Origin of the sequence: Sediminibacterium sp. (assembly GCF_019264485.1) — a bacterium.
In the GTDB taxonomy this organism is placed as follows: domain Bacteria; phylum Bacteroidota; class Bacteroidia; order Chitinophagales; family Chitinophagaceae; genus Sediminibacterium.
In genome coordinates this window covers 169,073-183,262 of record NZ_JAHVAA010000006.1, presented here as the reverse complement: position 1 = coordinate 183,262, position 14,190 = coordinate 169,073, and the positions used below count along the sequence as shown (strand labels likewise).

General features: G+C 39.4%; 15 protein-coding genes. 5 read left to right on the top strand and 10 right to left on the bottom strand.

Annotated elements, in window-relative coordinates:
• Positions 1–49 precede the first annotated feature (49 nt).
• Positions 50–541: a hypothetical protein gene (locus KXJ59_RS03925; protein ID WP_295201360.1), complete on the top strand. Its 492-nt coding sequence runs from the start codon at positions 50–52 to the stop codon at positions 539–541.
• Between the two features lie 3 nt (positions 542–544).
• Here KXJ59_RS03925 and lysS read toward each other — a convergent pair whose 3' ends face one another.
• The 3 genes from lysS to KXJ59_RS03910 all read right to left on the bottom strand — a co-directional run bounded on the left by lysS (position 545) and on the right by KXJ59_RS03910 (position 3,212).
• Positions 545–2,071: a lysine--tRNA ligase gene (gene lysS, locus KXJ59_RS03920; protein WP_295201358.1), complete on the bottom strand. Its 1,527-nt coding sequence runs from the start codon at positions 2,069–2,071 to the stop codon at positions 545–547.
• A gap of 93 nt (positions 2,072–2,164) precedes the next feature.
• Positions 2,165–2,632: a GNAT family N-acetyltransferase gene (locus tag KXJ59_RS03915; protein WP_295201356.1), complete on the bottom strand. Its 468-nt coding sequence runs from the start codon at positions 2,630–2,632 to the stop codon at positions 2,165–2,167.
• Positions 2,625–3,212, bottom strand: coding sequence for a pseudouridine synthase (locus KXJ59_RS03910; protein WP_295201355.1), 588 nt, complete (start codon positions 3,210–3,212; stop codon positions 2,625–2,627). Before KXJ59_RS03910 ends, KXJ59_RS03915 begins: the two co-directional genes overlap by 8 nt.
• A gap of 419 nt (positions 3,213–3,631) precedes the next feature.
• Between KXJ59_RS03910 and KXJ59_RS03905 the strand changes: the two genes are divergently transcribed.
• Positions 3,632–4,588, top strand: a complete 957-nt coding sequence (locus tag KXJ59_RS03905) for a UDP-3-O-(3-hydroxymyristoyl)glucosamine N-acyltransferase (protein ID WP_295201353.1) — start codon at positions 3,632–3,634, stop codon at positions 4,586–4,588.
• Between the two features lie 44 nt (positions 4,589–4,632).
• Here the strand turns inward: KXJ59_RS03905 and KXJ59_RS03900 are convergent, their stop codons facing one another.
• The 5 genes from KXJ59_RS03900 to KXJ59_RS03880 all read right to left on the bottom strand — a co-directional run bounded on the left by KXJ59_RS03900 (position 4,633) and on the right by KXJ59_RS03880 (position 7,765).
• The gene (locus KXJ59_RS03900; protein WP_295201352.1) at positions 4,633–5,205 is read right to left on the bottom strand and encodes a thioredoxin family protein; all 573 of its coding nucleotides are present in this window, start codon (positions 5,203–5,205) and stop codon (positions 4,633–4,635) included.
• Between the two features lie 70 nt (positions 5,206–5,275).
• Positions 5,276–5,611 (bottom strand): hypothetical protein, encoded by a 336-nt coding sequence (locus tag KXJ59_RS03895; RefSeq protein WP_295201351.1) that lies wholly within the window; start codon positions 5,609–5,611, stop codon positions 5,276–5,278.
• Positions 5,612–5,649: 38 nt separating this feature from the next.
• Entirely contained in the window at positions 5,650–6,627 is a 978-nt protein-coding gene (locus tag KXJ59_RS03890) for an NAD-dependent epimerase/dehydratase family protein (RefSeq protein ID WP_295201350.1), read from the bottom strand.
• A 52-nt stretch (positions 6,628–6,679) separates the two neighbouring features.
• Complete coding sequence (locus KXJ59_RS03885; protein ID WP_295201348.1) at positions 6,680–7,096, bottom strand: transcriptional repressor; 417 nt, start codon at positions 7,094–7,096, stop codon at positions 6,680–6,682.
• A gap of 12 nt (positions 7,097–7,108) precedes the next feature.
• Complete coding sequence (locus KXJ59_RS03880; protein ID WP_295201347.1) at positions 7,109–7,765, bottom strand: SCO family protein; 657 nt, start codon at positions 7,763–7,765, stop codon at positions 7,109–7,111.
• Positions 7,766–7,875: 110 nt separating this feature from the next.
• On the opposite strand from KXJ59_RS03880, the gene KXJ59_RS03875 reads away from it, so the two are divergent.
• Entirely contained in the window at positions 7,876–8,268 is a 393-nt protein-coding gene (locus tag KXJ59_RS03875; RefSeq protein ID WP_295201346.1) for a MerC domain-containing protein, read from the top strand.
• Here KXJ59_RS03875 and KXJ59_RS03870 read toward each other — a convergent pair.
• Positions 8,265–8,954 carry a metal-dependent transcriptional regulator gene (locus KXJ59_RS03870; RefSeq protein ID WP_295201345.1) on the bottom strand — a complete coding sequence of 230 codons (690 nt, stop codon included), beginning with the start codon at positions 8,952–8,954 and terminating at the stop codon, positions 8,265–8,267. The genes KXJ59_RS03875 and KXJ59_RS03870 overlap by 4 nt on opposite strands.
• 90 nt (positions 8,955–9,044) lie before the next feature.
• Between KXJ59_RS03870 and KXJ59_RS03865 the strand changes: the two genes are divergently transcribed.
• On the top strand, positions 9,045–11,327 hold the full coding sequence (locus tag KXJ59_RS03865; RefSeq protein WP_295201344.1) for a TonB-dependent receptor: 2,283 nt from the start codon (positions 9,045–9,047) through the stop codon (positions 11,325–11,327).
• A gap of 240 nt (positions 11,328–11,567) precedes the next feature.
• Positions 11,568–12,572, top strand: a complete 1,005-nt coding sequence (locus KXJ59_RS03860; RefSeq protein WP_295201342.1) for a PDDEXK nuclease domain-containing protein — start codon at positions 11,568–11,570, stop codon at positions 12,570–12,572.
• A 68-nt stretch (positions 12,573–12,640) separates the two neighbouring features.
• On the opposite strand, the gene cysS is transcribed toward KXJ59_RS03860, so the two are convergent.
• A complete protein-coding gene (gene cysS, locus KXJ59_RS03855; protein WP_295201341.1) occupies positions 12,641–14,146 on the bottom strand; it encodes a cysteine--tRNA ligase in 1,506 nt (501 codons plus the stop codon).
• Positions 14,147–14,190 lie beyond the last annotated feature (44 nt).

Below are 14,190 nucleotides of genomic sequence, written 5' to 3'. Positions count from 1 at the left end.
CAGATACTCGCATTTTTTAGAAAATAGTAGTAATATCGTAGACCCCCTGATGCGAAATACTGCTTTAATACTCATTTTGACGGTTTTTATGGCCGTATCTGCACATGCACAATTTCATGGTCATTGTGGTGATTTTCGTTATACAATAGAGGGTAAACTGATTAGTTCAGTGGATGTCAATGAAGCTGGCAATAATAATAGTATTACCGTAAAAACCTATTATAAGGTTGATGAAAAAAATGGGTATATCTGGTTCTGGATAGAAGAAACTGAGGCGGGGAAGGTAAGAGTCGGTAAATATATAAGCCTGTGGACTCGCCTGTCTGAATTAAGTACTAACAGTTTTGATAATAATAAGCCTTCCGAGATACTGGTTAGACTAAAAAGCGATCAGCAGTTTTTTTTTACGACAATGTACACTACACAAAAAAAGGGACCCCAATATGAGGTCCGTAATAAATTCCTGATTCGTTTTAAAAATGACCGGGAAGCCATTGCCTTTGCTGATGAAGTAAAGCAATTCGTTCCCGTGTTCAACTAGCAATTATTCCACCTGCTTTTCCGGCCTCATTTGGGGAAACAACAATACATCCTGAATGGAAGACTGATTGGTCATCATCATACACAAACGATCAATACCAATGCCGATTCCAGAAGTTGGTGGCATACCATATTCAAGCGCACGAAGAAAATCATGATCAATAAACATCGCTTCATCATCGCCACGCTCCATCAGTTTTAACTGCTCCTCAAACCGTTCACGCTGATCGATGGGGTCGTTCAGTTCAGAATAAGCATTGGCTATTTCTTTTCCGTTTACCATCAACTCAAATCTTTCCACCAATCCGTTTTTAGTACGGTGTTTTTTAGTGAGTGGGCTCATTTCAACCGGGTAATCAATAATGAATGTGGGTTGAATGAATGTATGCTCACTAGTGGCCCCAAAAATTTCATCTATCAATTTGCCTTTGCCAATATTGCCAGGCACATCTATCTTCAGTTGTTTACAAACCTCTCTCAAACCGGCTTCATCCATAGCACTCACATCAACCCCGGTATTTTCCTTAATGGCGTCATGAATACTTATTCTTTTAAAAGGGGCTTTAAAACTGATCGTTTTATCACCCAACGGTACATCGGTGGTACCATGTAATGCGATAGCTATTTTTTCAAAAAGCTGTTCGGTTATTTCCATCATCCAGAAATAATCTTTGTAAGCAGTATACCATTCCAGTACGGTAAACTCGGGGTTATGTGTTCTGTCCATACCCTCATTCCTGAAATTGCGGCTAAACTCATATACCCAGTCGAAACCACCCACAATCAAACGTTTCAGGTATAGTTCATTGGCTATTCGGAGATAAAAGGGAACGTCCAGTGCATTGTGATGCGTTATAAAAGGACGGGCTGCAGCACCACCAGGAATAGCCTGTAATACAGGTGTATCTACTTCCAGTGCTCCCTGTTCATTCAGGAAAGTACGGATGGTATTTATGAGTTTGGTACGTTTAACAAAAGTATCTTTTACGTCGGGATTGATAATCAGGTCGGCATATCGTTGACGATACCTGAACTCAGGGTCGGTAACTGCATCAAATACATTCCCTTCTTCATCGCGTTTTACTACGGGAAGTGGTTTGAGCGATTTGGCCAGCATGGTAAATGTTTGCGCATGAACAGAGGTTTCTCCTGTTTTGGTAATAAATGCAAAACCAGTTACACCAATGATGTCGCCAAGATCCAGGCCATGTTTAATGACATGGTCCCAGAGTGACTTATCCTCTTCCGGACAAATATCATCACGCTTTACGTACAGTTGTATAATACCCTTGCTGTCCTGTATCTTGATAAAGAACACTTTCCCTTTATCGTTTATACTCATTACCCTTCCTGCCACACAAATACCGGCAAATGAATCCTTGGTTTCTTCTGAGTAATTCTCTTTAATATCTGTTGAATAGTGACTAACGGGGTACAGGGCTGCCGGGAAGGGGTCGATACCAGCTTCCTGTAATTTGGCCAGTTTCTCCCGGCGAATCAGTTCCTGCTCCGATAAATGTGCTTGACTCATATAAATACTACGGTTACGTAAAGAGCAGCAAAATTAACGCTTAGCAGGCAAGATTGGTGAAAGATTAGCGGATTATTAAGCAGCTTACCGGGTTTAGTTTTCTTTAGATACCAGGTAAATGTCGGGGTTATGTATCTGCATGATACGGCCTGTGAAGTTATCCGGTACCTGTTCCCAACCAAACTGACTATACAAGCCATGGGCATCACTGGTAAAGAGTAACCATCGCCTTAGTCCCTGTAAATCGGGATGTGCGTGTATGGTTTTCATCAACCATTTCGACAAACCCTTACCTCTATGATCAGGTAAAATAAATACGTCTGCGAGATAGGCAAAACTGGTTGTATCGGTAATTACACGGGCAAACCCAATTTGCGACTCCGTTTCAAAAACCCCAAAACAAAGAGAATGGCCGACTGATTTTCGGACCAGTTCTACCGGAATATTTTTAGCCCAATAAGAGTCTTCAGACAGGTAGCGATGAATCATTCCAATATCCATTGCATCCCGGTCGGTAGTAATGAAATAAACACCGTTTTGTGCGATAACAGATTTATTCATGAAACAATTGTTTATACAAAGATGATTTTGAGAGACTAACCAAATCGCCTGGCTGCATTCCGTCGATGGTTAACTGTTCAATCCTGTAACGGATCAATCTCAGGGTCGGAAAACCAACACTTGCTGTCATTTTTCTTACCTGCCTGTTTTTGCCTTCTGTTAAGCTGATGCTCACCCATGGTGCAGGAATTTCTTTACGAAAACGAATGGGTGGATTTCGAACCGGAACGAGGGGCGCTGTTTCAAAACCATACACTTCGGCAGGTGCCGTTGTATGTTGTTTCCCGTCAACAGCAATGGTTACACCTTTAGCAAGTTGCGTAATTGCTTCATGTGTTATGGCACCATCAACCTGTACCCAATATTCTCTTTCGTGTTTAAATTTCGGATGCAGTAAACGATGATTCAGTTGCTTATCATTAGTCAGTATCAATAATCCCTCACTGTCATGATCCAGTCTGCCAACGGGATATACATCTGTCGGTACCTGAAAAAAATCTGCAAGTGTTTGCTTTCCTTCAACAGGTGAAAACTGCGATTGAACGAGGTAAGGTTTATAGATGATGAAGTAGTGATTCATGTAAAACAAAAGTCCCGCAGAAGCGAGACTTTGTATATGGATGGGTTAGTAAGTACTGGGAAATAAATTTCCCTACACAATATTAAAAATAGTTTCATCGAAAGCAAAAATTTTTTTAAACAATTTTATTCACATTTTAGGAGCAGTTGTGAATAGCAGCTTAGTTTAAGAGCACCAGACAGGTTGTTTTTTAGGTTATGTAAGTAATTGAGATTATACTGAACACAAAATATTAATCTGCTGTAATATAGATGAACAAAGGGTTTCATAAGATGATCTTTTCAGGCATAAACAATCAGTTAGCAATAAAAAAACTGTTATGTCTGTAAAAAATAAGCAGTTTTTTACGTTAAAACCCAACTAAAATAATTTCTCATCAAAGCCGCTCGTTACCTTTGATTTTAACAAAAAAAGGGCATATGAAGTTTCCCGCACCCGTTTCTGCCAGCCATATCGCATCATTGATCGATGCTAAGATCAAAGGAAATCCCGAAGCGATGATTACCGGTATCAATGAAATTCATAAGGTAGAAAGTGGTGACCTGGTTTTTGTGGACCATCCAAAATACTATGATAAATGCCTGAACAGTGCTGCTGATTTTATCATTATCAATACCATTGATGTAGTTGTTCCTGAAGGAAAAACCATTTTAATAACTGATGAACCTTTTGAAGCCTATTTAAAAATTGTACAACAGTTCCGACCATTTACACCTGCACAAACAAGTATCAGTACTAGTGCTGTTATTGGAGAGGGTTCAGTTGTAATGCCCAATTGTTTTATTGGAGAACAGGTAGTGATCGGAAAACATTGTATCATCCATCCGAATGTAACAATACTCAATCATACGATAATCGGCGATCATGTAGTAATACAATCCGGCACAGTAATCGGCAGCGATGCCTTCTATTACAATACTAAAAAAGACCGCGACGTATGGTTTAAAAAAATGGTCAGCTGCGGCAATGTGGTTATTGAAGACCATGTTGAAATAGGTGCAGGCTGTACCATTGATCGTGGAGTAACTGCCGAAACCCGGATCGGGAAAGGCACTTGCATGGATAATATGGTTCATATTGGTCACGATACTACTGTCGGTAAAAACTGTTTATTTGCTGCACAGGTAGGTATTGCAGGCGGAACCATTATTGAAGATGGTGTTACACTTTGGGGACAGGTGGGTGTAAGTAAAACCTTAACCATCGGCGCCAATGCAGTAGTGCTGGCTCAAAGTGGTGTTCCCTCTTCATTGGAAGGCGGAAAAACCTACTTCGGCTACCCCGCCGAAGATGCTTCACTAAAAAGAAGAGAGCTGGTATGGATTAAGAGAATACCGGAATTATGGAAAAAAGTAATGGAGGGAGGTGCTAAGTGAGTAGTGAGTTTTTATACTGACTACTCACTACTCACTATTAAACCCTACTTCAACTGATTATAATTCGGCACATACTTTTCTGCCTTCAATATTCTCAGTAAATCTTTCTCCAGTGTTTCAACCGGGTACTCGATTATTCGCCCGATTTCTAGCTGGTTTTCATAAACGATCATTGTTGGAACCCTTTTGATATTTTTTCCCGCTTCTTCATGTTGCGGGCTCTGCTTATAGGCCTCTGCAGTATTGTTTACAAAAATCAGTTTTACTTTCTGGATATCGAAACCTGCTATCTCCAGTAACTTAAGCATCCGCGGTACCTCTCTTCTACTGTCGCCGCACCAGGTACCCAGGAATATTTCAATGAACTTATTTTTTAACAAAGGCACAAGAGAATGGGCAACTGAAGTATCGGGTTGATAGGTATTAAACCCGGGTATAAACCATTGTTGAAACGCTCCCTGTCTGAGCATCGAAATATTGCAATGACCCAGTAACATAACATCGCCATTGGCGTTTTTTATTTCAGTATTGGCAAAAACTGTTGGCGCCTGTGCATGTGCAGGCGAAAAGGTAGTGGTCATGCATATTGCAGCCACAACCCATATCAATGATTTCATTGTAGATAGATTAAAGGTTTGAATAAATAAATGGTTCCGGTAACCCGGAACTACACAACGTTGTATTTGTTTATCCAAGGGGTGGATGGAAAACAGCAGCTAAAAAGGGAGTGGGTAGCTGAAATGAAAGAGTGCTGCTCTTCATTAAATCAGAGCAGGCATTTATATCTCTAACAACAATATTTTTCTCTGTGATAAATTTCCAGTCTGTTTTAAACTGGATGTCTTTTTGTTTTTCTGTTGCGGGAATACCATCGGTATCTGTATCGGCCGTAAGCATACAATCGCACCAGCTTTGATCGGCGATGGTGAGGGCCAGAGCAGAACATTCTGCATAAGCCAAAAATTTAGCTACCTGTGGTGCATAGAGCGATAAGGATAATATAATAGTTACCAGGTATTTCATCACCTGCTACAAGGTACTTTAAATTATTACGATGAAGATTATGGAAGCTGATATTTAACTTTTAGCTCCCTGCAAATACGGTCAATAGAAGTTTCTGCAGATGTATAGGAGAAAGCCGGGAGCAGTTTCAGCAATTTAGTATTATTGAAATTCACTTTTGCCTGCGCCGTTCTTGCCGTTTCTTTGGTCAGAAGAGGCGATTTACCTGTAAACCATGATTTAATAGCTTCGATGCGCCATACGATAGCGGCCATAAGAGGACTTACTTTCCGGGAAGGTAATTTTTTACCAAACCCCCGTGCAATCATATTAAAAATGGTGCGATAAGGAATATTTGCACCACTTACAATAAAACGCTGGTCGCTGATATTACTCTTCATCAGTTCAATCATTACTGTCACCACATCTTCCACATCCACAAAACCGCTTACTCCTTCTGTATACCACGGAAATTCATCATAAGCCGATTTGAAGATAGCGGTTGATCCGCTGCTCCAGTCGCCGGCACCAAGTATGATAACGGGATTTACAATTACCGCATTCAATCCTTCTCCTATACCTCTCCATACTTCCATTTCGGCGAGGTATTTGCTTTTACCATATTCGCTGTTACTGGTTTCGGGGGTCCAGTTCATGCTTTCATCTATGGCTACATCTTCACGTATGCGGCCGAGTGCGGCAACCGAACTCATAAAAACCATTTTCTGCACGCCGGCATCCAATGCCGCATTCACCACATTTGCCGTACCCTCTACATTTACATGCTGTAATTGTTTTTTTTGATCCGGGTTGAATGAAACAACAGCAGCACAATGATATACCTCTTGTATCTGTTGCATGGCTTCTTCTATTGACAGAATGTCAAGGATATCAGCCCGTACCCATTCAACCTGATTTGAAATATCAGAAGATGGAATGGAAGACCGGTAAGTGGCGCGCACTTTTTGTCCGCTCTGAACCAGTCGCCTTAGCAAGTGAGTACCCACCAAACCTGTAGCGCCGGTAACAAGAATCATGAAATTAGTTTGAACGAAGATAAACGAATGTGTTGGGATATAGCTTTACCTGCTATGAGCATTTATTACAAAGACCACTTACTACAAGGTCGTTCTGTGTGGCGGTAAAACCAGCTGGCAATTCAACTTTGGGTACGGTTACATGATCGAGGCAATAAGTGGTACCGCACTCATCACACATAAAATGAACATGATCGTCGTGGTGATGACCAGCCGAACATTCATCTTTACAAAGTGCATAACGTACAGAATTATCGGTAGTAGGAATAGTATGAATAATACCTTTCTCTACAAATGTCTGTAGTGTTCTATAAATAGTTACCCGATCGAATTCTGTTCCACTCTTGTGTTCTATATCGGCATGTGCCAATGCACCATTTGAATCAAGAAAATGTGAGAGGATTTTTTTCCTGCTGTCTGTAATACTGAGATGATTTTTCTTCAGTAAGTCAACTATACGCTCATTCATAAATATTACTCCTTACTGTGGGTTATTGGTAAAAATGCCATTGACAAAATTACCAGACCCTTTTTCTTTTAATAGTGTGGCTATATCTTTCTTAAGTTTCTCCAGTTCTTCGGTTTTTAGTCCGTCATAAATCTGTCCACGCACTTTCCCGTTCTTATCAACAAGCGCAAAAAACTGTGTGTGTATGAACTGGTCCTCAATTTTTTCAAAATTATTTTTAGGATCATCGAGTAAGTAAGAGTTTCTTGCCATCTTGTAGAGGCTGTCTTTTCTACCCGTTAATAAGACCCATTTTTTTGTATCAATTTTCATAGAGTCGGCATACACTTTTAATCTCGCTACCGAATCGGTTTCCGGATCACTGGTATGGGCCATTATCACAAAATCCGGATGATCTTTGTACGTTTCATAGATATTTTTCATTCCCACATGCATTTTAGGACAGATTCCCTTGCAGGTAGTGAAGAAATATTCTACAACGGTCACTTTACCCAGGAGGTCTTTTTCCGTAACAGGCACACCATCCTGGTTTTTAAACATAAAGGGTTTTACATAACTCAATTGTGCCAGTTTTACCTTCCAGTTATCTGTTCCGCGGAAAAGGAAATAATAGAAAGCTGCTACCAGAACGGCAAAAAACAATAGGTATCCGATTAATTTTCTACTCATAACTCATCTATATCACAAAGTTACACCCCAATCAGTTCAGAAAGGGGATAGAAAAAAAGGCTTAAAATAAATTTTGCAACATTGTTGCATTGAAATATATTTGCAGCTGCATGAATTTCAAGATCAATTGGGACGCTTTTGGTATTGCCACTTCGCTGGCCTGCGCCATTCATTGTGCTTTACTACCGCTCTTTTTAAGCAGTCTGCCTTTATTTGGATACAACATTATTGAGAACAACTGGTTTGAATATGGTATGATTGCTCTGGCATTTGCTGTAGGAACTTATTCATTATACCATGGCCGTAAAAAACATCACCACAGCTGGTTACCGATGGTTTTTTTTACGATTGGAATTATTTTATTACTCAGTAAAGTTATATGGCATCACTGGGAACTCTGGTTGCTCATACCGGCAGTGTTGTTTATTATTACTGCTCACTACCTCAACTACCGTATGTGCAGGTCGCATAACCATGCACACAGCGATGACTGTGATCACTAAATACTTTTCATTCTTATTTCGCAATCGTTGCAAACGATCACAATGTTTTCGGCGAAACGTGGGCTCACGCTTGATTTCAGGCCGTTTACTTCTATCTCAATCAATTCATCATACGGTTGCCTCGACAACACTTTAATTGGCTGATTCATCCGTAAGCCTACTTTATCAACATATTGTAAAAAAGTAGCGGAATTGTCTTTAACACCTACCATTTTACATTGATGCCCTACCTGCTCTTCATTCAGTGTTTTCTTTGCGGGTATTTTCATTTCACCAGATGCAGTAGGAATTACATCGCCATGCGGATCGAATGAAGGGTAATTCAATAACTGATCGAGTCGGTCAATGAGTTTCGGGCTTTGAATATGTTCCAGTTGTTCTGCTACTTCATGTACTTCATCCCAGGTAAAACCAAGGTGTTCATATAAAAAAGTTTCCCATAAGCGGTGTTTACGAACTACTTCTACGGCCCTTTTTTTCCCTTCCGCCGTTAAGGATGACTTACCGTATTTCTCGTAGTGTATCAACTGTTTTTCACGCAGTTTCTTGAGCATATCATTAGCCGTAGCAGGTTTTACACCCAGTTGGGCGGCCAGTTCGTTGGTGCCTGCTTCAGCTTTATCCTCCTGTTCAAACGTTAGCTGTAAAAGAGCCTTCAGGTAATTCTCTTCTGTAGTTGATAACATAACCCAAAGATAAAAGAAAAGACAAACTATTTTTGTTAGATTAGTCTAACATTTGTAATTTCACGCATCGAACTGTTATAGTTTCCTGTTATGAAATCGTTTTTGAGTATTTTATTGATATCGATAACCCAACTGGCATGGGCCCAACAGTCAACTGTATCGGGTAAAGTGAGTTCATTGGGAAAAGGGATCGAATCGGTTTCAATCAGATTACTCAATAACCCCATTCAAACAATTTCTGATAGTAATGGATTATACAGTCTGTATATACCTACACCGGGTACTTATACCCTAATTGCGGAGAGGGTTGGTTATGAGCCTTACAGAAAAAAAATTCAGCTAAAAGCTAATGAGTTACTGATCATTGATATATCCTTAAAGGCAATTGATTTTGCGATTCCTGATGTAGTAGTTACAGGTACACTTAAAGAAGTCAGAAAAACAGAAAGCCCGGTTCCTGTTGAAGTTTTTACGCCTACATTCTTCCGAAAAAATCCTACCCCAAATATTTTTGATGCATTGCAACAAGTTAACGGTGTGAGACCACAGTTAAACTGCAATATTTGTAATACAGGTGATATTCATATCAACGGCCTCGAAGGGCCCTATACCATGGTTTTAATTGATGGTATGCCCATCGTTAGCAGCTTGTCTACTGTTTATGGCTTATCAGGCATACCTAATGCATTGATTGAACGAGTTGAAATAGTAAAAGGTCCTGCTTCGTCATTGTACGGAAGCGAGGCGGTAGGCGGCCTTATTAATATCATCACCAAAAATGCACAACACGCTGCCAAATTTTATGCAGATTACATGCACACAAGCTGGAACGAAAAAAATGCGGATCTGGGCTTTGTAGTTCAGCCTTCTAAAAATATTCGTTTGCTAACAGGGTTAAACGCATATCTATATAATAATCCGATTGATAATAACAACGATGGTTTTACAGATGTAACCCTTCAAAAAAGGATTTCTGTTTTTCAGAAATGGTCTGTCTCAAGAAAAGAAAATCGCTTATTCAGTTTTGCTGCACGTTATTATAATGAAGACCGATGGGGTGGTGATATGCGCTGGAATACAAAGTTCAGAGGTGGCGACAGCATATATGGTGAAAGCATTTATACAAGGAGGTGGGAGCTAACCGGTCAGTACCAACTACCCACTAAAGAAAAATTGCTGTATTCAGTTTCGTATAATTCACATCAGCAAGACAGCCGTTATGGTACTACTTCCTATATAGCTGATCAGCAGATTCTTTTTCACCAGCTTACCTGGGATAAAAAACTTGGTAAGCATGATCTACTTTCGGGTCTTGCTGTTCGTTATACTTATTATGATGATAATACACCTGCTACTGCAAGTTCAGCTCCTTTGAACCCTAAAAATGTGCCACAGAAAACGTGGTTGCCGGGTGCTTTTGTACAGGATGAAATAAAATTCGGTCAGCAACAATTGTTAATGGGGTTACGCTACGATCGCCATTCCATTCATGGTAATATTATTACACCAAGAATAGCATACAAGTGGAAAATTGATGAGAACCAGAGTTTACGCCTCAATGCCGGAACAGGTTTCAGGGTGGTAAACTTATTTACGGAAGACCATGCAGCCCTAACAGGAGCAAGAAAAATAGTAATCAGAAATGAATTAAAGCCTGAACGCTCTTACAATGTAAACCTCAACTTCACCAAGAAAACGTTGACCCGTAACGGAACTATTGTTGGGTTTGATTTTTCAGTATGGTACACCCATTTTAATAACCGTATTATTGGCGATTATGAAACCAATCCGAATGAGATTAACTATGATAATCTTAAAGGTTATGCAGTAAGTAAAGGTATTACACTAAACACAGACTTCAGTTTACTGAATGGATTAAAAGGTATGGCAGGAATTACTATACAGGATGTATCACTTGTAGAAAAAGGTATTAAAACGCAACAGATACTTACAGAAAAAATTACAGGTACCTGGTCTGTATCATATAAAATAAAACCCTGGAACCTTGCCATCGATTATACTGGTAACTTTTACGGACCCATGCGTTTACCTTTACTCGGTCCGCTTGATCCGCGTAAACCTAACTCGCCTTTGTGGAGCTTACAGAATATTCAGTTTGTTTTCTCTGGTCTGAAACAAATAGAAATTTATGGCGGAGTAAAAAACTTACTCAATTGGACTCCTAATAAAGGCAACCCTTTTTTAATTGCGCGCACAACCGATCCTTTTGATAAAAAAGTACAGTATGCTGCAAACGGTCAAATAACGGCAACAGCTGAAAACCCTTATGCACTTAGCTTTGATCCCACATATGTGTATGCACCAAATCAAGGTATAAGGCTATTTATTGGTGGAAGGATTTCTCTGAAATAGAAGCCTGTTAATCTTTGAGCGGAAGGCTAAGAATTTCCATAACCCTGTATAGTAAAATTGTAGGCTATACGACTGGCGCATCGCCTGTCTTTTACTAAAAAATATCATTGCATTTTCTTAATAATCTCCCGAAATTTGTTTACACAAAGGTTCGAGGTTTACTATTTGTACCGGAAAGAAGGCTATATAAATAATGTATTGCATTAAGCAAACAGTTTTATAATAATTCATTCCGTTTAAATGAAACCAACAAAGAACAATTACAAAAGTCTGCTCAAAAATATTGGTCAGGCTATCGAGACAGCAAGACAGAGTGCTGTTAAAGCTGTAAACACAGCATTGGTTCAGGTTAATTGGGAAATTGGCAGACACATTATTGAATTTGAGCAGGATGGACAGGAAAGAGCAGAATACGGAAGCGACCTGCTGGCAAGGCTTTCAAAGGATTTAAGTTTACTCCATGGAAAAGGATTTGGCAGACGAAATGTATTGGATATGCGCAGGTTTTATCTGGCTTATCCAAAATGGCAGACAGTGTCTGCCATTTTAAGCTGGAGTCATTTTATTGTGCTATTGAGCATCTCAGATAACAAAGCAAGAAAATTTTATGAAAAACAGGCAATTCATGAAAACTGGTCTAAACGTGAGTTAGAAAGGCAAATAGATTCATCTTTATATGAACGATTGGCCCTGAGCAGAGATAAAAAAACGGTATTACAATTATCGAAAAAAAGACAACTCATTAAACATCCGAGGGAAGTAATCAAAGACCCTTACATACTTGATTTCCTGAAGATTTCGCAAAATCTTCGGATAACAGAAAAGCAACTTGAACAAAAAATTATTGACAATCTTCAGCTCTTCTTACTCGAATTAGGCAAAGGTTTTGCATTCGTTGGCCGACAGTATAAAATTTCATTTCGAAACAAACACTTTTACATTGACCTCGTTTTTTATCATCGTATTCTTAAATGTTTTGTATTGATTGATTTAAAAACCAAAGCAGTTAAACACACCGATATAGGGCAGATGAACCTCTACCTCAATTATTTTAAAACAGAAGAAAATGTAGAAGGCGACAATGAACCGATTGGCATTATTCTCTCTGCAGATAAAGATGAAGTATTAATCGAATACGCTACCGGAGGTATTTCAAACAAAATTTTTATTTCGCAATACAAACTTTATCTGCCTGATAAAAAGCAATTGGAGAAACAAGTTAAATTCATTTTAGATAAGGATTAAACTCATCTATATACGCATGCTAGAGTAAAAGACTAATAGTAGTTCAATTCACTATTGATAATTCACCACTACTGTATAGAATAACTTACACCACCATCTTTCTCATCTTTTAATTGCACACCCAATGAAGCCAGTTCATTTCTGATTTTATCGCTGGTAACGAAATCTTTGCGTTGCTTGGCTTCTTTGCGGATATCTATCAGTAATTGCAATACCCCATCAAGTTTACCATCATCAGCTGTACGCTCTCCGGTTAGACCAAAAATATCTTCAATATAAAGTTTGAGTTGTTGTTGCAGGAGCTGTAATGTAGCTCCGCTGATCGCATCTGCCTTAATATGTTTGTCTTTGATGGAATTGATTACCGAACTCAATTCAAACATATTGGCCAATACTTTGGCGGTGTTCAGGTCATCGTTCATAAACTCATCAAATTCGCCGATCAGCTGTCGTACTTTTTCATCCTGCACTTTATCTGAAGCTGTTACAGCTGCATTAATTTCTTGCTTACCCAGCCACTCATACGCTTCCCACAGGCGGCGCAATGCTTTTTCAGATGCCTGTAAAGCTTCATTACTAAAATCAAGTGTTCCCCTGTAATGACTTTGCAGGATAAAAAACCTAACCGTCATCGGATGATAAGCCTGCTCGAGTATAGGATGTGTGCCTTCAAATAGCTCACTTAGTTTAATTACATTATTATAACTCTTACCCATCTTCTTTCCGTTGATGGTAATCATATTATTGTGTAACCAGTAACGTGCAGGTGTTTTATGATTGCATACAGTACTCTGTGCAATTTCACATTCATGATGCGGAAACTGCAGATCCATGCCTCCGCCATGAATATCAAATTCTTCACCGAGGTATTTCGTACTCATAGCAGAGCATTCAATATGCCAGCCCGGGAAACCTTCGCCCCACGGGCTTTGCCAGCGCATTATATGTTCTGGTGGTGCGTTTTTCCATAAAGCGAAATCACTTTTATTTCTTTTTTCTTCCTGGTTATCGAGATCGCGTGTGCTATCTATCTGATCATCAAGTACCCGGCCACTCAACATCCCATAAGGCATGCCTTTTTTAGAAAAATCAGTATTATACTTCTCTACATTGAAGTATACAGAACCGTTGGCTTCATATGCATAACCATCGGTTATAATTTTTTTAATCATTTCAATCTGCTCCACAATATGACCAGTAGCAGTAGGTTCAATACTGGGTGGCAGGTTATTGAATTTTGCCATCGCCCAGTGATAGAGATTGGTGTATTTCTGCACCAGTTCCATAGGTTCCAGCTTCTCCAATATTGCTTTTGTACTGATTTTGTCTTCAGCCTCCCTTCCTTCTTCTTCAAAATGACCTGCATCAGTAATATTTCTTACATAACGTACTTTATAGCCAAGGTGCATCAGGTAACGATATACCACATCGAACGTAATAAAAGGACGGGCATGACCTAAATGGCTTTCGCCGCTAACGGTTGGTCCACATACATACATGCCTACATAGGGTGCATTGATGGCTTCAAAAACTTCTTTTTTCCGGGTGAGTGAGTTATAAACTTTAAGTGACATGCTTGAGAATTAGAGGGAAATTAATCAGATAACAAAAGACATAA